The following is a 20,240-nucleotide window of genomic DNA, read 5'->3' as shown; positions in this document are numbered from 1 at the left end:
AGCTGAATAAGTCAAAATTAGCCGTACGGGTGATCATCCGTACGGCTAATTTGTGCTGATTACGAGATGATGGCGTGCTCCCATCCTCACAAGGACGGGTAGTCTGGAATTCACCTTACGTATGTCTTTTGCTCGCGTACAGGCGCAATGATCCTGATATTTCGCTACCCTTTCAAAGTTCATTCGCAAAATTCAGGTGTAAAGTAGGTAGACTCAGGAAAGGTAATCACTATAATGGAAATAAGATACATATATAGTTGAACCCGAACTGCTAAGGTCATTGGCATAACATTTCTAAACAGGGCGGTGAGCGAAAAGAAATGGACAAATTAAAGAATAGCGGATTCTATAAACTGAGATTCTTCATCACTCCTGAAGAGTTTAAAAGCCTTTTGCAGCTTTTGGAGCATCGGCAAGCGCAATTCCATCGTACCAATGCTGCCCGAACAGAGCATGATTATAATCAGGTGTACGAGGAGTATCAGACGTTCTATCAGTATTTTGTGGCAGGAGAAAAGAGAGATGACATCCATCCCTTCTTTGTTTACTCTATTTCTATTGCATCGGATCAAGAAAGTTCAGGATTTTTTGTGAGAAATGAAGGGGTTTCTTTTCCATATCACGGACAATGGGCAGAGGATGAACTGCCGTGTATCTTGATTTCATTTCCGAAAGGTTTCCAAGTTAATTTGGAAGATGAAAAAGGAAAGTACTATATATATGAGGATATCCGGGACCATAAGCCGCTGACCTATACGTTTTTCGATGAAATAAGAGACTCTATCAAAAAAATGACCAAACCCCTTCGCTTCTCAGCCCTTGATGCAGAAGCGATGAAGGAGCAAAAGCCCTCTGTGCGTATAAGCCATGATGCAATGCACAAATTGAGCCAATCGTGGATCTTCAGTAAATATAGACTTGTGATTCATGGCAAATAGGAGGGGCTGAAATGACGTTCGCCCTAAATATTATCTGTACCTGGGTACTGCTAGTTGCCTCATGTTCCGCAGTATGGTGGAGTTTCAGAACAGAAAAGCTTATAACCATCTCCTGGCTGGCATTTTTGCTACCGGCTGTCTTCCAGCTTGTTACCGCTTTCCGGATTGGTCCAGGCCAAGCAAAGTCACTCATCGTGTTCGGCTGTATCAATCTGGTGTTTGCTGCCCTTGTGGGTGCGGGTGTCTGGTATCTAGTCCAAATAGCCAATTCATATCGAAGGGGCAAATGATCAACGAATGAAAAGGGGAACTCTAATCATGAAGCCAATGCAAGAAATAGAGACGCTGGCCATAGAGATCGCCGCTGCCGCCAGAACGTCTTTTTGTACTCTTTTTGAAAATGGTGAACGTTACTATTATTGCACGTTATACACTACTGGCGAGGGACATGCGCCAAGTATCTCTGCATGGTCGTGGGAAGCTTTGGCGTTAGAATCTGCTAGGCAAGCAGAGGAAAGTGATACGCCGGTATCCACGATTGCGGATCTCATCAAATGGTCGTATGCGGATTCGCCCTATTGTTGTTTTGGGGATGATCACTTTGACGATGTCAAACAACGATATAACGAGCGTCCTTTCATTGCGGAACTGGAGAATGATGATTGGAATCGCGAGTTGGATTTGAGGCTGAACGCCATGGAGCTGGCGATGAAAATGCTCGATGATGAAGGCGTGTTTGCCTTAAATCAACCACGAGAGTCCGTATGTGTCCTTGTTGAAGTCATGCCGCCGGATAAGATCAATACCGAAATTGCCTTACGTTTGAATCGGGCAGAATCTACGGCTATGCAAGCATGGTTGGCGGAGGCGGCAGAATAGAAGCATCAGGAGCGTTACTACGATGCTCGCAAGGCATACATACGACTTAATCTCGACAATCTTACTGAATCGGAAAATAGTAGACGATCAAATTTCCCGAACTACCTTTGTACATTAAAGGGTGGTTCTTTTTCGTGTTTGAGCTACGACATCAGAAGCTACCAGTTCCCCCTCTACCACTGTACAAACACACTTTTTCTGCCTTGTCCACATTTATACCTCACCAAAACTATTTAATTGCATCTAATAGATTATCAATAAAAAGGAGGTTTTGAGAATGGGAAATAGAAGACCTGGAGCACCTAGTGGTTATGACCCTGTTCAGATCTATAACTCGACTTCGTTTAATGCGAGTGGAGTAGTGGAGTATGCATCGATTTTTTGTAGCAACGATAGATATAGTGTTCAGCGTGACGAGACTTGGAGATCTTCCGACCGTGGTGTGTGCCTGGTAACTAGAATCACCGCGACGGTTAGAACACCGAGTGGAAATATTGAGGCTGAACCGTATACCTCTTCTGGTACTTCGTACAGCCAGTTCGCCATTATACAGGTAGGGGTAAATCAGTTCCGAGTGACACGTGTTACAAGTGCGATTAGAAAATGCCGGAAATAACCGAAGAGGGTTAATATCGAGATTAGGTACGAAACATGAAGAGACGACTTGCCCGGGCTAGCAGGCAGGTCGTCTTCTTTTGCTTTAATGTTCTTTGTACCATAATATTCTGCGGTGCATCGAGGAATCTTTCAAAAGTCGGAAAGGCCGTAAGGCTGGTTGATAATTGCCTTCTATAATCCAAATTCGCCGTTTCTTGTCGATGGCTATATCGAACCCGACTTGTCTAAGCATAGGGTAATGCTCTCCCAATCGTTTGGCAGCTAATCGTGCAACTTGTTCCGCTCTGACAAGTAAGCGCCGATCTCCAATTCGAGCCAGTCTCAGTGCTTTAAAAACGGGAATGGGGCGGTTATTCACATTGGTGACTTGGTATCCTTGTGCAGCGACTTTAGCATAGGAACCTGTCACGTTCCAAGTGGACGAGGAACTCTTTTTGCGCTGAACCATGATCCGAATGTCGAACGGCCTGTGTTTAATTTGAGCAAGCTGCAGACGCTTTTGGACAATATATTCATCACTTTTGATTGTTTGTTCGAACCATTCCAGTAACTGCTCGTTGTCTCTCATGGTGACTGTGTTATTTTCATTTTGAATACGATAAGCATTTGCACCGCTTCGTTTAATGAACAGGATACCCCTTCCGTAACTGCCATTACGAGGTTTCAGTACAACGCTGGGATACTGAAGAAGCATCTTCGTTAACGTATCCTTCTCAAGCAACTGTGTTTCTGGCAACCGTTCAGCGAGAGAGGGCTCATCGCGCAGAATGCCATACTGCAACCATTTGTCTCTTTCGAATAACATTGGAATCACAGCCTTTTTTTAATCGTCTATGGTAATTCTAATTCAAATTCGTGATTCGCATAAGTGACCATTCGTCCAGATTTGTAAGTCGATGCATGTCCAATCGGTCGATGGAGACAGAAGATGAACTTTTGCGGAAATTACTGCATTCTGGGAAGGCGCTCATTCACGCTTTGAGTGCTTCTGGATACGCAGGCTCACTTCTAACACCACCGTGGATAACGGCATGCCGTGCTGGTACATGTACTGAAACAAGAGCCAAATGTGAAATGGTTTGAGTAGTACTAGACTGACCTTCCACTAGTACTTTTTACCTATAAATTAGCTTATAAAAAAGTGCGACTTTTTTACCAATATATATACAAATTATTCGTTTACTGTATGACTTTTCGATGTTATACTCACAATATTCAAAAAAATTTGTTGAAATATGTCGAATTGAGGCTTATCAGGATGATTATAGGTAAACAAAACGGCGAAGCGATCATCCTCATTCCATCACTTGAACCGGATGAGAGACTTCCAACCTATGTACGGCAATTGCGAGAGTATGGATTGACCAATATTGTTATTGTGGACGACGGATCGGGTGAGGCCTACCAGTCGATTTTCGAGGAGCTTCGTGAGAATGGTTGTGCTCTGCTAACACATGCGGAAAATCAGGGGAAGGGTGCGGCACTCAAGACCGGATTTGAGTATATTGGGAAGCAATTCGACGCATCTTCCTTCGTCGTAACCGCTGATTCAGACGGACAACACGCAGCTGAGGATGTATACCTCATAGCCCAAGAAGCAAGGATTTATCCGGACTCATTGGTGCTCGGGGTAAGAAACTTCAGCGAGGGGAATATACCCCCAAAGTCCCTGTTAGGCAATCGAATGACCTCCTTTATTTTTGCCATGCTCTATGGTAAAAAACTGTCAGATACCCAGACTGGGCTTCGTGCCTTCGGTCCAGGGTTACTTGCGTTTATGCAGGATGTTCGCGGCACTCGATTTGAATATGAGCTGCAGATGCTCATCTCGTGCATTCAGTCTGGCATACCGATTCATACGATGCCAATCCAAGTCATTTATGAAAATGGCAATGCGAGAACTCATTTTAAAGCAATCCAGGATAGTGCCCGAGTAATGGGTGTGTTGTTCTCCAATTTTCTGCGGTTCATTTCATCATCTGTGGCCAGTTCTGTTGTTGATTTGGGTATCGCCTGGTTTTTGATCGACGCGTTGCGGCCCGTGTTGGGTGAGCAGCACTATTTAAGAATTTTGCTTGCAACCGTGATTGCGAGAGTTATTTCCATTGTGGTCAACTATGTACTGAACAGACACTTTGTATTCCGCAAGGAGGATAGCGAGGGCAGTCTATGGCGCTATCTAACGTTATGCGGAGTAGTGATCTTGCTTTCCAGTACCGGTGTATATATATTCCATACCGTTCTCTTCGTAGATGAGAAATTGGCGAAATTCGTCTGTGATGCCTTGCTGTTCCTGCTCAGTTTCCAATTGCAGCGAAGATGGGTATTTGCAGCAAGGAGGAAGCAGTTGTAGTGCAAAACGAAAAAAGGCAGAATATCTTTTTTGTCATCACGATGATCCTGATGTCGATTTATTTGGTATGGCGTACGTTCTTTACGTTGCCATGGGGTGAGGGCGTTCTGAACGTCATTTTTGGTATGCTGTTGATTGTGGCTGAGACGGTCACCGTACTGACAACCTTTGAATTATTCTTTCAAAAAATGCAAAAAGAACGTACACAGCTCGATTTTCCCATCGTTCCGCCGGAGTATTATCCGGATGTGGATGTTTTTATTGCTACGCATAATGAGCCTGTTGATCTGTTATATAAAACCGTTAATGCCTGTACGTTCATGGATTACCCGGACAAGCAGAAGGTTCATATCTATCTCTGTGACGATGGAGCAAGACCAGAGGTGGAGGAACTTGCCAGACAGTTTGGCGTGGGGTATCTGGGGTTCCCCGGAAACAAGGATGCCAAGTCTGGTAATCTGAACAATGCACTGAGCAAAAGCTCTTCGCCGCTCATTGCAACGTTTGATGCGGATATGATTCCACAGCACACCTTTTTGATGAAAACGGTACCCTATTTCATGCTCTCCACGTTTATTAAGGAGAATGAGGTATGGCGTCCTCGCCGAGAGGACGAGATGGACCCTAAGTTCAAGCTTGGTCTGGTACAGACCCCGCAAAGTTTCTACAATCCGGATCTATTCCAGTTCAACCTGTATGCAGAGCAAGGTATTCCGAATGAACAGGATTTCTTCTCCAGAGAAGTGAACATCCTGCGTAATGCCTCCAATGCGGTAGCCTATACAGGAAGTAACACGATCATTTCCCGGCACGGCATGGAAGACATCGGAGGTTTTCCACTCAATACAATCACCGAGGACTTTGAGACAAGCATCCGCTTGCAGCAGGAAGGTTATATTACCTATGCGACTCAAGAGGTTCAAGCTGCCGGGCAGACAACAACAACAGTGAAGAGCATGATTAAACAACGGATTCGTTGGGCACGGGGTATCATTCAGAGCCTGCAGAATACGCGTGCACCCTTGTCTGGCAAGCTTCCTTTCTGGACGAGAGTGACCTACTTAAGCAGTTTCTTATACTGGTGGTCCTTCTTTAATCGGTTGATTTTCATTTTGGCACCTATTTTATTTGCGTTATTCGACTTCCAGATTGTGAACACAACCTTCTGGCAAATCTTAATATTCTGGCTTCCCTCTTATTTCTTCTACAGTGTATCCATGCGATATCTGTCCAGCAATATTCGGAATCAGCGATGGAGTCAGGTTATCGATACCATATTTATGCCTTACTTGATCTGGCCGGTTCTCTTGGAGACGCTGGGTATTCGTGAGAAAAAATTCAAGGTTACCAACAAAAGCAGAGCAAGCGGTCGACAATGGATGTCTGCTCTGTTATATGCACTTCCGCATATCTTCTTGCTGTTGCTTTCGATTGCAGCCGTGATTCGGTATGTGAATGGCAAGTACGGCATTGCGCTTTTCTTCAGCAGTATCATTATTTTCTGGCTGATTCATAACATGATTGCGCTGTGTTACGCCCTGTTCTTCATGATCGGCCGCCGTGCGTATCGGGAGACAGAACGGATTCGGGCACAGGAAGATGTCACGATTCACGACCAAGCCAACAATCTGCGTTATCAGGCCAAAACGGTGGATGTATCTGAGCAAGGTATTGCCTTCTATGTCCCTTATCCCATTTATTTGGCTGAACAGAAGATCATCTCTTTGGTTGTCAAAACCGACCGGTATGAGGCCAACCTCGATGCAGTCATCGTTTATGTGAAACAGGATGGAGAGGGCTGGCGTTACTCCGCAACGGTTCAGCCGATTGATGAGAATGATAACCGCCAATACATGCAAATCATCTACGACCGTAAACACTCATTGCCAGAGCAGATGAATCTGTGGGATACGGCTTATGACGATATGTTACGTAATGTGAAAAAAAGGATTGTTCAACCCAGATCGGATCAGCGAAAAATGCCGCGGCTTTCCCTTCAGCTTCCAGTTCATTTCACCAATGATGCTAGCTGTACGCTGCGCAGCTTCAATTATCGTTTCTTCTCCGCGACGGGTTTCCATGGTGATATTGCGGCAGGAGCGGTCGTTACTTTTTATACAAAGAGTAATATTGAAGTCATTTTGCAACATACGGGAAAAACGACAGCCCGTGAGCGCGAAGTGCTTCTCTCGGTGGAGAATATCGATGATATTGTGGAAAAGGGCCTGATCGACCAATTGCTGACTGATCTGATTCAGCCACATTCTGATCGTGCCACCAGAGAGGGTTAGGAGAGATAGAGATGCTCATTGTGCTTCATTTTGTGATGGGAGTTTTATTGATAATCTCCTTTGTTGGTTATATGCAGTTTGTTCGGAAGACACTTGCACTACGGTGGGAGTTTATCCCTGTATTTGTGTTTTCCTCGATTGCCTGCATCGTATATTTCGCTGGCTTGGCAGGTCAGCTCTTTATAGGAAGTATTATCGTGATGATACTCGGCTTGTTTCTTTTTAGAGATACGCTGGTTCGAGCTGTCCGACGAGGGACCAAGCCGAATGTATTGTTCTCGTTATTTCAGTTTTCTTTTCTGGGCGGAACGTTCATCTTTTTGCTGATTCTGTTCCAAAATCAATTGACACACTACGATAATTTCTCGCACTGGGCTATTGTATTGAAGCAGATGTTGAGTACAAATGCCTTTCCGACGCCAGACTCCAATCTGATTGATTTTAAAAACTATCCGCTCGGGACTTCGTCATTTATTTATTATGTCTGTCGCTTCATGGGGCATTCCCAGTCCGTGATGCTTTTGGCACAGGGTCTGCTTATCTTTTCCTGTTTTTATGCCATTTTTGGCATTATTTCGGAGAAGAAACGTTTTCTTCTGTACGCTTTTCTCGGACTCGGGTTATCGACGCTTTCTTTTTTCAATCTGACGATTCGGATCACCAATCTACTCGTGGATTTCTTGCTTCCGATCTACGCACTCGCGATCCTGGCGATTATTTACCAATATCGGAATGAGATCATGAAGGCATGTATTGTTGTTCTTCCGCTTGCCGGATTGCTGACCATCATCAAAAGCACGGGTATTATTTTCGCCGCGATCGGCCTGATCTTCCTGGTGTATACATGGTTGAGAAATGGGCAACGCTCGAACTGGAAAGTCGGACTGGCTGTGCTTGGTACCATTGGTGGTTCACTACTTCCGTATTTCGGCTGGAGCTGGCGAATGGCGACGGTGTTCCAAGGCATTAATAACAAGTTCGAGGGAACAGCCTCGGTGATCAAAGCGGGCAAGACGGGAGAACAGAAATGGGAGATTCTGACGCTCTTCTTGAAATCAAGCATAGATATCACGTCCAGGCCTGTGCTCGGCATTGTACTTTTTCAACTTATCGCGATCGGAGCTTCGGTATTTGCTATCGTTGTGCTCAAGAAGAAGTGGAACTTATGGAAAGCAATAATTGCTTTGGATTTTGTACTGTTACTGTATTATGCAGGTATTCTGGCGTTGTATCTCTTCTCCATGCCATTGGATGAAGCCATTGTCCTGGCAGGCTTTGAGCGTTATGCATCGAGTATCGTGGTGCTGTTCGCCGGTGGGCTGGTGTTGTGCGCTGCGATCGACCTGGAGCGATCATTCCACTATCGGATCGGTGAGGTGCCTGATTATCAATCCTTTAAGACGGTCAAGACGAAAGGTCATTATCAAAAAGGCATTATCGGCTGTATGGCGGTTGCGGCGACCATCCTTTTATCGGAATACAACGGGATCGTCTCGATTGCCAAAACCTACGATACAACGCTCCCTTACAAGATTCATGCTGTTACCGGTGATCGGTGGTACCCAGGTGGGCAGGTGGATAATAATAGATATCTCTTCTACGCCTCAGACAGGGACCAGCAGGTCACGAATTATTACATGCAATATGTAGGAAAGTATTTCTTGTATGCTCCACATGTGGACGGGATCGTGTTGTTCTATGAGGATAATATGGATAACCTTCTGAGCGGCTACGATTATCTGGTGGTCGTCGAGACGGATCTCAACGCCAAGTGGTTGCTGAAAAAGCATTATGGCATCGACATGCAAGAGGGGATTTATAAAATTACCCGTTCGGGGGACCAAATCGTTCTTACGTTGACTTGAAATCATAGATGTTGAGATCCTGTTCCGGACATCTGGTCAGGTAAGATGGAATACATGATTGTATATAGAGTCTCCTTAAATATAGCCCGCTATAGCTAATACCTATAGCGGGCTATAACTCTTTCGTAGAACAGCTATTCCGATCGGATATGTTATATTTAATTCTATAATGATAAACGGGGAGATTAAACTATGAGCCTACAAACAGAACCTAAACAACGAACAGTCACTCCATTTCGATATGATATTGTTGGCAGTTTCCTGCGCCCGAGTACGTTGAAGGATGCCCGATTAAAATACCAGAACGGCGAAATTACCACGGAACAGTTGAATGAAGTGGAGAATGCCGAGATTGTAAAACTTGTACAGAAGCAAAAAGAGGTTGGCCTTCAGGCTGTAACGGACGGCGAATTCCGCCGCTCTTGGTGGCATCTGGACTTTTTCTGGGGACTGGATGGTGTAGAGCGGACGATCATTGAGGAAGGCTACCGATTCAACGGTGCGACATCCAGACCGGAAACAGCTCGTCTGAGCGGCAAAATCAGCTATAGCAGTCATCCATTTGTAGCGCATTATGCCTTCTTGAAAGAAGCGGCTGGGGAAGACGTTGTTGCCCGTCAGTCCATTCCAGCAGCAGCTCAGTTCCTATTCGAATTGGACCGGGCAGATAATAAGGAAAGCACACAGGCCATCTATCCGAACCGCCAAGAGCTTCTCTCGGACATTGTCGGAGCGTACAAAGCATCCATCCTGGCTTTTTATGAAGCCGGCTGCCGTAGCATCCAGATTGATGATTGCACATGGGGTGCATTGTGTGACCAACAGTTCATCACAGTGATGGAGCAGATTGGCGTTAATGTGGAAGAGTACGCAAACGAACTCGCAAAACTGAACGAAGATGTGGTATCTGGCCTGCCGGAAGACCTCGTGGTAACCACTCATGTCTGCCGCGGTAATTATGTTTCGACATTTGCAGGAGTCGGTGGCGGTTACGAGCCGATTGCGCAGACACTTCTGAGCATCGATAACTACTCTGGATTCTATCTGGAGTTTGATACGGAACGGGCTGGTGACTTCAAGCCACTTCGTTTCCTGAAGGACAATCAGCAGGTTGTACTTGGCCTCTTCTCTTCCAAATTCGGAGAGTTGGAGAACAAGGAAGATATCCTGAAACGGATTGAGGAAGCTACACAATATGTTGATCTGGATCGAATCTGCCTGAGCCCACAATGCGGCTTCGCTTCCACGGAAGAAGGCAACCATCTGACCGAGGAACAACAATGGCGCAAGCTTTCCTTCATTAAGGAAATTGCTGAAGAGCTTTGGAAGTAACATTTGCAGCGTGATTCATCATTTACGCCTGTGTTATGTATAAGAAAAAAATCGCTAAAAAGCCGTACGGACCATCATCCGTATGGCTTTTTGGTGTAAATCCTCATTGTAGAGTGGATGTTTGATCAGAGTCCATAACAGCCAAGAGAGTGAAGCAATGGGTAGAGATGAGAATAACGGATTAGGCAAACGGCATGACTGAGGAAGAGGTATGGTGGACGAAATAAAATAGCGACACTTAGGACAAAGGGATCTTTGTCGCGACTGCCGCTATTTGTCTATCTCGCATGATATCGCCCTTTAGGCACCACCATCGGTGATCCCGAGACGGGGTCTTCTATGACCGTACATTCCAATCCGAAAATGTCTTTAACCTGTGGGACGGTTATCACCTCTGCGGGCTTACCCTCAGCCACAAGTTTTCCGGTATGAAGCACAGAGGGTTACATTCCTTGATGAAGTAGTCCATTATCCGTTCTTTTTATTAAATTAGGATGAAAATAATATCCATGTATTACATTCCAGATCATGGTATATTTGTATTATTAAATAATGTAAGGAGATTCTACATGCATAATCAAATCATCAAAAAGTTGATCGTACTTTGTTTGGTTTTTGTATTATTACCAGCAACGAGCGTTTTGGCTGCGTCGTCGCTTATTAAGGACCCGGTCTTGGCCAAAATTATTCGAGCAGATCTGAAGATGTCGGCTAAGAAGGAAATAAAGGCTGCCGATTTGAAAAAATTAAAATCTCTATATGCTATGGAATTAAAAAGTAAGATTTCTAACCTGCAAGGTCTTGAACATGCCGTTAATATGACGGATCTATTCTTGCCTGGTCAAAATATAAAAAATATTAAGCCACTCAACAAGTTAAAGAAATTGACGTTCTTAGCTGTTGAAGGCAATCAGATTGCAGATATCTCACCACTTTTAGGTCTGACTAATCTGCAAAATCTAGTTATGGACAATAACAAAATAAAAAGCCTGGCTCCATTAAAAAATATGCATAAGCTGACTAGTTTACTCGCCAGTGGGAATCAGGTGACCGATCTAAGTCCTCTTCAGAAATTAAAGTTGGAATGGGTTATTATGAATGATAATAAAATTCAAGATCTGACTCCTTTCAAGAACCATCCAACCTTGGAGTACCTATATGTAGAAGATAACCTCATTGAAGATATTGCAGTGCTCGAAACCATCCCACATCTAACAGAGGTATATTTGGCTAACAATCCGTTGAATGATCGAGCAGAGCATGTTGTGAAAAAGCTGGAGAAGAAAGGTGTCCTTGTAAGTCTGGTAAGCGAAGAAGCGGATCAGGCGAAGTAGTTTTGATTAGAGAAGATGTATATGTACATGTAAGAAGAAGTTAATCCCTCATTATATTGAACAAAAACAAAGAAGGCCGCAGATATTCTGACGGCCTTCTTTAAGTATGTTGGACAGAAACGCTCGGTACAACTTATTGCCCGCCCCACAAAAATATTATTCCACTACGATCTCCTTCACCGTTTCTCCCTCAACCAGCACCGGCTGATAGTAGGTGTTTGTTGGCAGATCCTTTTTGCCTTGCAGATTCTTGATCACCCAGTCGGCAGCATCACGGCCCATTTGCTCTTGGGGATGGGTTAACGTTGTAAGACGGATATTGGCGTTCTTGGCGATGTACGAATTGTCCTGCCCAATGATGGATAACTCATCCGGGATCGAGATGCCCAGTTGCCTGCAGGCGTTCACGACCTCCAGTCCCACCTCGTCGTTATAACAGACGATCGCGGTGAGCGAATCCCTGTTTTCGTCCAGATACGTTGCTACATTAGAGGATAAATCCGGTTTCGATGCAGTATCAAAGGAAAGTACTTGCTCAGGATGGAACCGTAACTTCGCTTCACCCAGTGCCTTGATGTACCCCTTCATTCGGTACTTGCCTTGTAGATCATCCATTTTGGCAATAATGCCGATCTGGGTATGGCCTTTGGCGATCAATTCCCGTGTGGCAAGATAACTGGATTGCACGTCATCCAGGCAGAAGAACGGAACCTCCAGCTCCTCATAGAACGCATTAATCATCGTAAACGGCACATCCTGCTCTTTGAACGACAGGTAGTACGCAATGTTTGGGTTGTATAGATTACTTTTGGTTGGTTCGACAATTAGGCCATCCACGCCGTAGGAGAGCATCATTTCGAGGGCTTTTTTCTCCTGTGCTACATCATTATTAGTACTGGCCAGCAGTAATGAGTAGTTGTCCTCATTCAGACGACTCTCAATACCGCGGATAATGGACGGAAAGATATAATCCGAGATGTATGTCGTGATCACACCAATCGTTTTCTTTGACGTATTACCACCTGACCGTGATCGATACTGATTACTAACGTAGGTCCCTGACCCCTTTTCGCTTCGTAAAAATCCTTCATTAGATAACTCCAAAATAGCCTTCCGCACCGTCTGGCGACTTACGGTGTAGCTTTCCTGTAATGCCAACTCGGTGGGAATCTGTTCGCCTATGCTATATGTCCCCGAGAGGATATGACTCTTTATATCATCAATGATGACCTGATATTTTGGCTTCACGTAGTCCACTTCTTTCATCGTTACTCATCTATATCAACGTTGTTGTTCAAATAGTTGTACGTACATATTTTAGCATGATTCAGATAGGATGAAAATAAAACCGAAAATTTTTCTAAATAAACCGTACATATCCAGCCTTTTTGAATGGAGGTGTACCTTACAGCATAGACAATTTACAGCCATTTAAGTCCTTTTATTGATCAAATAGAGCACGATATGTGCTCTTTGTAAGTATAACTATTATATATTATTGACAAATGTACGTACAAAAAATATACTAAGGCTGTCAGAAAAGGAAAGCGCATTCTTTGAAAACACAACAGGAAGCATTTATACAAAATTCGTGATCAGTTACTGCCATGAGTAGAAGCTTCACCTTATATATGCATCCTTTGGGATGTGAAATCGTGACCGGAGAGGGGATACACGTGATTATGAGTCAAATGGACTTGAAAGAAGCCATTACCAAGGGCGCTACTTCGCTCGGTATTGAATTTGGATCAACGCGGATTAAAGCGGTGTTGATTGACGAGCGTTTTGAGACCATCGCATCAGGCAGTTATGAATGGGAGAACCTCCTGAAGGATGGATATTGGACGTACAATCAGGAGGATATCATCACAGGTCTGCAAACGGCTTATCGTGAGATGAAGCAAGATGTGGAACAGAAATACGGAATCACGCTGCGAACGGTCGGTTCTATCGGATTCTCGGCCATGATGCACGGATATATCGCATTGGATAACGCGGGTGAACTGTTGGTACCTTTCCGCACCTGGCGTAACGCTACGACGGGGGTAGCTGCAAGAGAGCTAACGGATCTTCTGCAGTTCAATATTCCTGAACGCTGGAGTATCGCCCACTTGTACCAAGCGATCTTAAATGAAGAGGCACATGTGCCACGGATCGATCACCTGACAACTTTGGCTGGATACATCCATTGGTTGCTGACGGGCAATAAGGCGATTGGGATCGGCGATGCTTCAGGCATTTTCCCAATTGACGAGGCTACACATAACTATCATCCATCCATGATCCAACAGTTCGATGAACAGATCGCAGGCAAAGGCTATTCGTGGAAGGTTGAAGATCTTCTTCCCAAAGTGTATCTCGCTGGTGAGAATGCAGGTGAGTTGACGGAAGCGGGAGCCAAGTTGCTCGACCCTTCACAAGATCTGCAAGCAGGCATTCCGCTCTGCCCGCCAGAAGGCGATGCAGGAACGGGTATGGTGGCAACAAATAGCGTGAGAAAACGTACGGGAAACATCTCCGTCGGCACATCCGTATTTGCGATGATCGTACTGGAGAAGGAATTATCCAAAGTGTATCCCGAGATTGATATGGTCACCACGCCGGATGGTAGCCCAGTAGGGATGGTTCATGCCAACAACTGTTCCAGTGATATCAATGCATGGGTAGGACTGTTCCGTGAATTCTCTCAAGCGATGGGATATGAAGTGGATAACGGCAAGTTGTTTAGTGTGTTGTTTAACAAGGCTTTGGAGGCAGACCCTGATGGTGGCGGCTTGCTCAGCTACGGTTACTACTCAGGTGAGAACATTACGGGACTTGAGAAAGGCCGTCCATTGTTCGTCCGCTCCCCGGAAAGCAACTTCAATCTGGCAAACTTCATGCGGACCCATCTGTTCAGTGCCTTCGGTGCACTCAAGCTGGGTATGGACATTTTGACGGAGGAAGAGAATGTGGCGATTGACAGCATTTTGGCTCACGGTGGCCTGTTCAAAACGCCTGTCGTCGGGCAACGGATTGTAGCCGCTGCGATGAACGTGCCGGTGTCGGTAATGTCTACCGCTGGTGAAGGTGGCGCATGGGGCATGGCGCTTCTGGCTTCCTACATGATCAACAAGGATCAAGAGGAGAGTCTGGATGTGTTCCTAGAGCAGAAAGTCTTTAACGATGTGGAGGGTGTCGAAGTGGCGCCGGATGCATCCGATGTGAAAGGGTTTGAAGCATTTATCGAACGCTACCGGAGTGGACTTGCGATTGAGCAATCAGCCGTAGATCATCTGGTAGAGAACGGGAGGGAATAACATGTTAGAACAACTGAAAGAAGAGGTATTCCAGGCGAATCTGGAACTGCCAAAGCACGGACTTGTGAAATTCACATGGGGTAACGTCAGCGCAATCGATCGGGAAAGCGGTCTGTTCGTGATCAAACCAAGTGGCGTCAGCTACGATACGATGAAAGCAAGCGACATGGTTGTGGTTGATCTGGACGGTAACGTGGTGGAGGGTGAGATGAGACCTTCCTCGGATACCGCAACACATGCCGTACTATATAAGCATTACTCGGAGATTGGCGGCATCGTGCACACACACTCCACATGGGCGACCATCTGGGCGCAAGCCGGACTGGACGTACCTGTAATGGGCACCACGCATGCAGACACGTTCTACGGGGCGGTGCCTTGCGCACGTTTCCTGAATCAGGACGAGGTTGATCGTGGATACGAAGCGGAGACAGGACGCGTCATTATTGAAACGTTTGAACAGCGTGGGATTGATGTTATGGCAGTTCCGGCTGTATTACTCCATGGTCATGCACCGTTTACCTGGGGGAAAGATGCCAAGTCTGCAGTGGTGAACAGTGTCGTGCTGGAAGAGGTATGCAAAATGAACCTGTACGCGCGGCAATTGAATAACTTCGCGAAGGAACTGCCACAAGGCATTTTGGATAAACACTATCTGCGAAAACACGGAAAAGACGCGTATTACGGACAGAAGTAATTAGGTTATATAGCGATCGGTTGATAATAATTCGTATCAAACTTTTACACGATAACGGAGAGTGCAGTACCAATCTGTAGAAGCGAAGCGCTCGCCTTTATAACCGGATATCATCCTTATTAAAATTGATCAAAGAAATCCGGGGATAACCAGCGATCGGAAGATGGTACTGCAATCGCAGTGTTCTAGTGTAAACCCAAATGTTCAACTATAAAATAATGAAATGAGGATGATTATATGTCAGCAGCAAAAGAATTCTGGTTTGTGGTCGGTTCACAGCACTTGTACGGAGAAGAAGCACTGGGCGAAGTAAAAGCCAACGCACAGAAAATCACGGATGCCCTTAATGCAAGTGGCGTACTGCCGTACCCGCTCGTATTGCAGGATCTGGCGGTAAGCGCAGATAAAATCACGAGCACGATGAAAGAAGTCAATTATCGCGACGAAGTAGCAGGTGTGATCACATGGATGCATACGTTTTCCCCAGCGAAAATGTGGATTCGTGGTACAAAATTGTTGCAAAAACCTTTGCTGCACTTGGCAACCCAATTTAACGAAAGCATTCCTTGGGCAACCATCGATATGGACTTCATGAACTTGAACCAAGCGGCACACGGTGACCGAGAATATGGCTTCATTAATGCCCGTCTGAGAAAACAAAATAAAATCGTTGTTGGCTACTGGGAGCGCCCAGAAGTGCAACAACAGGTTGCTGACTGGATGGACGTAGCGGTAGCTTATAATGAGAGCTTTAACATCAAAGTAGCGCGCTTCGGTGACAACATGCGCAACGTGGGAGTAACCGAAGGTGATAAAGTAGAAGCACAGATCCAATTCGGATGGACCGTTGATTACTTTGGCATTGGCGACCTCGTGCAATACGTGAACGTTGTAACAGAGCAGGAAATCGATGATTTGATCGCTCAGTATGGAGACCTCTACGAATTCGATTACGGCACGAACAGCAAGGAAGCTTGGGAAGCCAGCGTACGTGTGCAAGCGAGCTATGAGATTGCGATCAAACGTTTCCTGGACGAAGGTGGATATAGTGCCTTCACTACGAACTTCGAGGATCTGCATGGCATGAAACAACTTCCGGGCTTGGCAGTGCAACGCCTGATGGCTCAAGGGTACGGATTTGCCGGTGAGGGTGACTGGAAAACGGCTGCGCTGGATCGCTTGCTGAAAATCATGGCCCATAACGAGAACACAGGCTTCATGGAAGATTACACATACGAGATGGCTGCCGGACAGGAAGCTATCCTGCAATCTCACATGCTTGAAGTAGATCCGACACTTGCCAGCACGAAACCGAGAATTATCGTGTCCCCACTGGGTATTGGCGATCGTGAAGATCCGGCACGTCTCGTATTCGATGGTAAAGCAGGCGAAGGTGTCGTGGTATCCATGGCAGACTTCGGTACACATTACAAACTGCTGATCAACGAAGTATCTGCTTTTGAACCAACCGTTCCAGCACCTAACCTGCCGGTAGCACGTGTTCTGTGGAGCGTGAAGCCAAACTTCCAGGATGGGGTAAAAGCATGGATCGAAAATGGTGGTGGTCACCATACGGTTGTATCCTTGAACCTGACGACAGATCAGATCGTGACGTATGCGAAGCTGGTGAATCTGGAGTACGTTATTATTAAGTAAAAGTGGATTGGCAGCTACTGCCTGAACTCAACCAATTTTTTTCTCTGTGGCCGGGGGTTAACCCTCGGCCCTTTGTTTGTTATGCTGAGAAGCATGATGTGAAGCTGAGCAAGGATTTGCTTTTTCATCGAAAAGGGATAAGAAATGAAGGAGGAAGGACATGTATACAAAAGAAAGCTTGATGCAGCAACTAGAGCAGCTTGGTGTGGATAGGCAAGGCACGGTGCTCATTCACTCTTCCATGAAAAGTATAGGCGAGGTTGAAGGTGGAGCAGACACGGTGTTGGATGCCTTTAGCGACTATATGAAAGAGGGATTGTTGGTGCTTCCCACTCATACGTGGTCTACCATTAATGCGGATAACCCAGTGTTCCACGTGGAAACTTCTTCCTGTTGTGTGGGTATTCTTCCTGAACTTTTTCGTAAACGTCCGGGCGTAGTTCGTTCATGGCACCCTACGCATTCGGTAGCGGCACTGGGAAGGGACGCAGAGGCATTTACGAAGGACGATCATCTCTTCGATACACCGTGTGCGAGAGGTTCAGCATGGGGGAAACTGCTTGATCGGAAAGCGACGATCTTGTTAGTAGGCGTTGATTTGAAGCGGAATACATTTATCCATGGGGTCGAAGAGTGGGTGGACATCCCTGGCAGAATGACGGACGAGCATGAGATGCTTTATACGGTTTTACCAGATGGAAGCCAGATTTCAGTACCATCCCGCAGACATTGTGGGTTGCCATGGTCGGAGCATTTTTGGAAAGTAGACGAGGTATTGGTTCGCGAAGGTGCGATGCGTAAAGGAATGCTCGGTGATGCGGTCGTAAGAGTGTGTGATGCGGCTAAGACAGCAGAGGTAATTACGGAGATGCTCAAGCATAACCCCGATCTATTCACGGACAATCTCCCTCTACATGCAGTAACCGAATGATACAAGGGCCGTCCGGTAGCCGGATGGCTCGATATCGACCACTTGATGATAGCTGAATAACTCCCGAGCAGATGATCTCCTCTCCTGTTTGTACTCTAAACCTTCAAAAGCATTCATAAATAATCAGAAATAGATCAACATTTCGATCAGAGGTTGGTCGGACTTCCAGTGTATGGGCTACTCACCCTTATGGCGGTGTGATAAGATATGGTTAAATTAACCAATAAGTTTGGCGTAGCAGAATTGTATAGGTGTTTATTGAAGTTTTATATAAGTATCACATAGAATCATGAACAACCACGTTGTCATTGTAGCATCTAAGAAGGAGAAGATTCGTGAACCCTTTAGTATGGTATGATCTCTTTTTATTTGTCCTTTTGTTTGGTGTAGGTGTATATGTGTTTGCTACAGTTAGAATTACGAACTTACATAAAGTGTACTTTTTATTTCACGGGTTGATGATGCTCTGGCCTTTCTGTCAATTTGCGAGTACGCTCACGGATGATTCCGGTCTGCAATTGTTCTACGTTACCTTATCTTTCGTTGCGGTCTCCTTGCTTGGGAGCGGGTGGCTTCTACTGACGATCTTTATTACCGGTTATTCAGAGCGTCTGAGTGCAAAAGGAACCTTCTTGCTATTTGTCCCTGCGGTGATCGGGGCTATAGGTGTGGTCGCTAATCCATGGAACGAATTCGTCATTCCACTGGAGGGCGGGTACATTGAGCGGGCTTACGGCCCTTGGTTCTGGGTTGTGATGGTTATTCTGGTGAGCTATTTCTTGACTTCTCTCGTGGTTCTATTCCGGGCGGTGTATTCTTCGCATACGTCTGCCATGATCAAAAAACAGGTGAGAATCACCCTGTTGGGCATCCTGGTCTTGGCTGTCTTTGCAACGATTGATGCGATTCTGAATGTCGTTCTAGCCCGCTGGTTGCCGATCATTCCTGGTATGACTTCGCTGGGGATCTTTCTGTCGGACCTGTTCTTTGTCTATGTGATCAAAAGATACAATGTGTTCGATCTGGTCTCCATCGCCCATGAGGACGTAATCAATACCATTCCATATGGCATCCTGGTACTGGATGAGAATGAAGTCATTGTTGAAGCGAACAAAGCCTCTCGATCCTTTATGGATCTGCATGTGGGGGATTCTTTTGATATGGAAGCCTTTCTGGAGTCTGTTCATGTTGTGGGCAGCTGTCGGGCGTTCGTGAATCACTATAAGAAAAAAGAAAATACCCTCTCTCACATTGAAGTGATCGTGGAGCGGGACAACAATATCCGGCACTATATCCTGCAATCTTCTCCGATTGTGGATTCGGCTCTTGTGCCGATCGGTCATATTCTCACGTTCCAGGATGTCTCGCAGGAGCGTTTCTACGTGAAAGAGATGAATCGCCAGAACGTGACGCTTCAGGAGCGAAATCAGGCGCTAGACCTGATCCGTCAGGAATTATCCGAGGCCAATCGCAAACTGGAGGAACTCGCCCTGACGGACAGTTTAACCAACTGTTACAACCGTCGTTATCTGACCCAACATCTGAATCACGAGGTTATTACCAATATTCAATACAAAACACCATTCTCTCTCCTGCTGCTCGATATCGACTACTTCAAAGCGATCAATGATCGCTACGGACACGTCATCGGGGATGAAGTGCTTGTTCGCACGGCGGAGGCGGTCAAACAATCGATTCGCAGTACCGATATCCTGACGCGTTATGGCGGGGAAGAGTTCATGATCTACCTTCCGCATACGGAGCATGATCTGGCGAACCAGATCGCGGAGCGCGTGAGAACAGCTGTGGAGTCCAACCACATCATGGTCGATCACGAGATTATGCAGGTGTCCATTACGATTAGTATTGGTATTCTGTCCTTTGAGGATTTTGAAGTTGTGCATGTGCCTGACAATCCAGAGGGTTATTTGACGCAGCTGTTCGCTGCGGTGGATAAGGCCTTGTATCAGGCGAAGCAGAATGGGCGGAACAGAGTGGAGTTTGCGGAGTTTGAGCGGGGAGTTATTTGAGTTATAAGGATTGAGAT

The 20,240-nt window shown here is 45.8% G+C and carries 16 protein-coding genes; 14 read left to right on the top strand and 2 right to left on the bottom strand.

Annotated features, from left to right (window positions below; all coding sequences use genetic code 11):
• Positions 1–320: 320 nt before the first annotated feature.
• From C161_RS18095 to C161_RS18080, 4 genes are all read left to right on the top strand, one after another.
• Positions 321–938, top strand: coding sequence for a hypothetical protein (locus C161_RS18095; RefSeq protein WP_036611834.1), 618 nt, complete (start codon positions 321–323; stop codon positions 936–938).
• Between the two features lie 11 nt (positions 939–949).
• The gene (locus tag C161_RS18090; protein WP_036611832.1) at positions 950–1,228 is read left to right on the top strand and encodes a hypothetical protein; all 279 of its coding nucleotides are present in this window, start codon (positions 950–952) and stop codon (positions 1,226–1,228) included.
• Between the two features lie 7 nt (positions 1,229–1,235).
• The gene (locus tag C161_RS18085; RefSeq protein ID WP_235193857.1) at positions 1,236–1,817 is read left to right on the top strand and encodes a DUF4303 domain-containing protein; all 582 of its coding nucleotides are present in this window, start codon (positions 1,236–1,238) and stop codon (positions 1,815–1,817) included.
• Positions 1,818–2,094: 277 nt separating this feature from the next.
• Positions 2,095–2,433, top strand: a complete 339-nt coding sequence (locus C161_RS18080; RefSeq protein ID WP_051449797.1) for a hypothetical protein — start codon at positions 2,095–2,097, stop codon at positions 2,431–2,433.
• 84 nt (positions 2,434–2,517) lie between these two features.
• Here C161_RS18080 and C161_RS18075 read toward each other — a convergent pair whose 3' ends face one another.
• On the bottom strand, positions 2,518–3,240 hold the full coding sequence (locus C161_RS18075; RefSeq protein WP_036671837.1) for a YheC/YheD family protein: 723 nt from the start codon (positions 3,238–3,240) through the stop codon (positions 2,518–2,520).
• A 453-nt stretch (positions 3,241–3,693) separates the two neighbouring features.
• Between C161_RS18075 and C161_RS18070 the strand changes: the two genes are divergently transcribed.
• The 5 genes from C161_RS18070 (at position 3,694) to C161_RS18050 (ending at position 11,610) form a co-directional block, all read left to right on the top strand.
• Complete coding sequence (locus tag C161_RS18070; protein ID WP_036671836.1) at positions 3,694–4,788, top strand: bifunctional glycosyltransferase family 2/GtrA family protein; 1,095 nt, start codon at positions 3,694–3,696, stop codon at positions 4,786–4,788.
• Positions 4,788–7,079, top strand: a complete 2,292-nt coding sequence (locus tag C161_RS18065) for a glycosyltransferase family 2 protein (RefSeq protein ID WP_051449796.1) — start codon at positions 4,788–4,790, stop codon at positions 7,077–7,079. Before C161_RS18070 ends, C161_RS18065 begins: the two co-directional genes overlap by 1 nt.
• Before the next feature lie 11 nt (positions 7,080–7,090).
• Positions 7,091–8,944 carry a hypothetical protein gene (locus C161_RS18060; protein ID WP_036671835.1) on the top strand — a complete coding sequence of 618 codons (1,854 nt, stop codon included), beginning with the start codon at positions 7,091–7,093 and terminating at the stop codon, positions 8,942–8,944.
• Positions 8,945–9,136: 192 nt separating this feature from the next.
• Complete coding sequence (locus C161_RS18055) at positions 9,137–10,276, top strand: 5-methyltetrahydropteroyltriglutamate--homocysteine S-methyltransferase (RefSeq protein ID WP_036671834.1); 1,140 nt, start codon at positions 9,137–9,139, stop codon at positions 10,274–10,276.
• 569 nt (positions 10,277–10,845) lie between these two features.
• A complete protein-coding gene (locus tag C161_RS18050) occupies positions 10,846–11,610 on the top strand; it encodes a leucine-rich repeat domain-containing protein (protein ID WP_051449795.1) in 765 nt (254 codons plus the stop codon).
• Between the two features lie 156 nt (positions 11,611–11,766).
• On the opposite strand, the gene C161_RS18045 is transcribed toward C161_RS18050, so the two are convergent.
• Positions 11,767–12,858: a GntR family transcriptional regulator gene (locus C161_RS18045; protein ID WP_036671907.1), complete on the bottom strand. Its 1,092-nt coding sequence runs from the start codon at positions 12,856–12,858 to the stop codon at positions 11,767–11,769.
• A gap of 434 nt (positions 12,859–13,292) precedes the next feature.
• On the opposite strand from C161_RS18045, the gene C161_RS18040 reads away from it, so the two are divergent.
• The 5 genes from C161_RS18040 to C161_RS18020 all read left to right on the top strand — a co-directional run bounded on the left by C161_RS18040 (position 13,293) and on the right by C161_RS18020 (position 20,223).
• Positions 13,293–14,909, top strand: coding sequence for a xylulokinase (locus C161_RS18040; RefSeq protein WP_036671833.1), 1,617 nt, complete (start codon positions 13,293–13,295; stop codon positions 14,907–14,909).
• A 1-nt stretch (position 14,910) separates the two neighbouring features.
• The gene (locus C161_RS18035; RefSeq protein ID WP_036611813.1) at positions 14,911–15,606 is read left to right on the top strand and encodes an L-ribulose-5-phosphate 4-epimerase; all 696 of its coding nucleotides are present in this window, start codon (positions 14,911–14,913) and stop codon (positions 15,604–15,606) included.
• A 237-nt stretch (positions 15,607–15,843) separates the two neighbouring features.
• Complete coding sequence (gene araA / locus C161_RS18030) at positions 15,844–17,262, top strand: L-arabinose isomerase (protein WP_036671832.1); 1,419 nt, start codon at positions 15,844–15,846, stop codon at positions 17,260–17,262.
• Between the two features lie 160 nt (positions 17,263–17,422).
• Positions 17,423–18,193: an AAC(3) family N-acetyltransferase gene (locus tag C161_RS18025; RefSeq protein ID WP_036671831.1), complete on the top strand. Its 771-nt coding sequence runs from the start codon at positions 17,423–17,425 to the stop codon at positions 18,191–18,193.
• A gap of 335 nt (positions 18,194–18,528) precedes the next feature.
• Entirely contained in the window at positions 18,529–20,223 is a 1,695-nt protein-coding gene (locus tag C161_RS18020; RefSeq protein WP_036671830.1) for a histidine kinase N-terminal 7TM domain-containing diguanylate cyclase, read from the top strand.
• Positions 20,224–20,240 lie beyond the last annotated feature (17 nt).

Origin of the sequence: Paenibacillus sp. FSL R5-192 (assembly GCF_000517845.1) — a bacterium.
In the GTDB taxonomy this organism is placed as follows: domain Bacteria; phylum Bacillota; class Bacilli; order Paenibacillales; family Paenibacillaceae; genus Paenibacillus; species Paenibacillus amylolyticus.
This window is presented reverse-complemented; position numbering and strand designations above follow the sequence as displayed.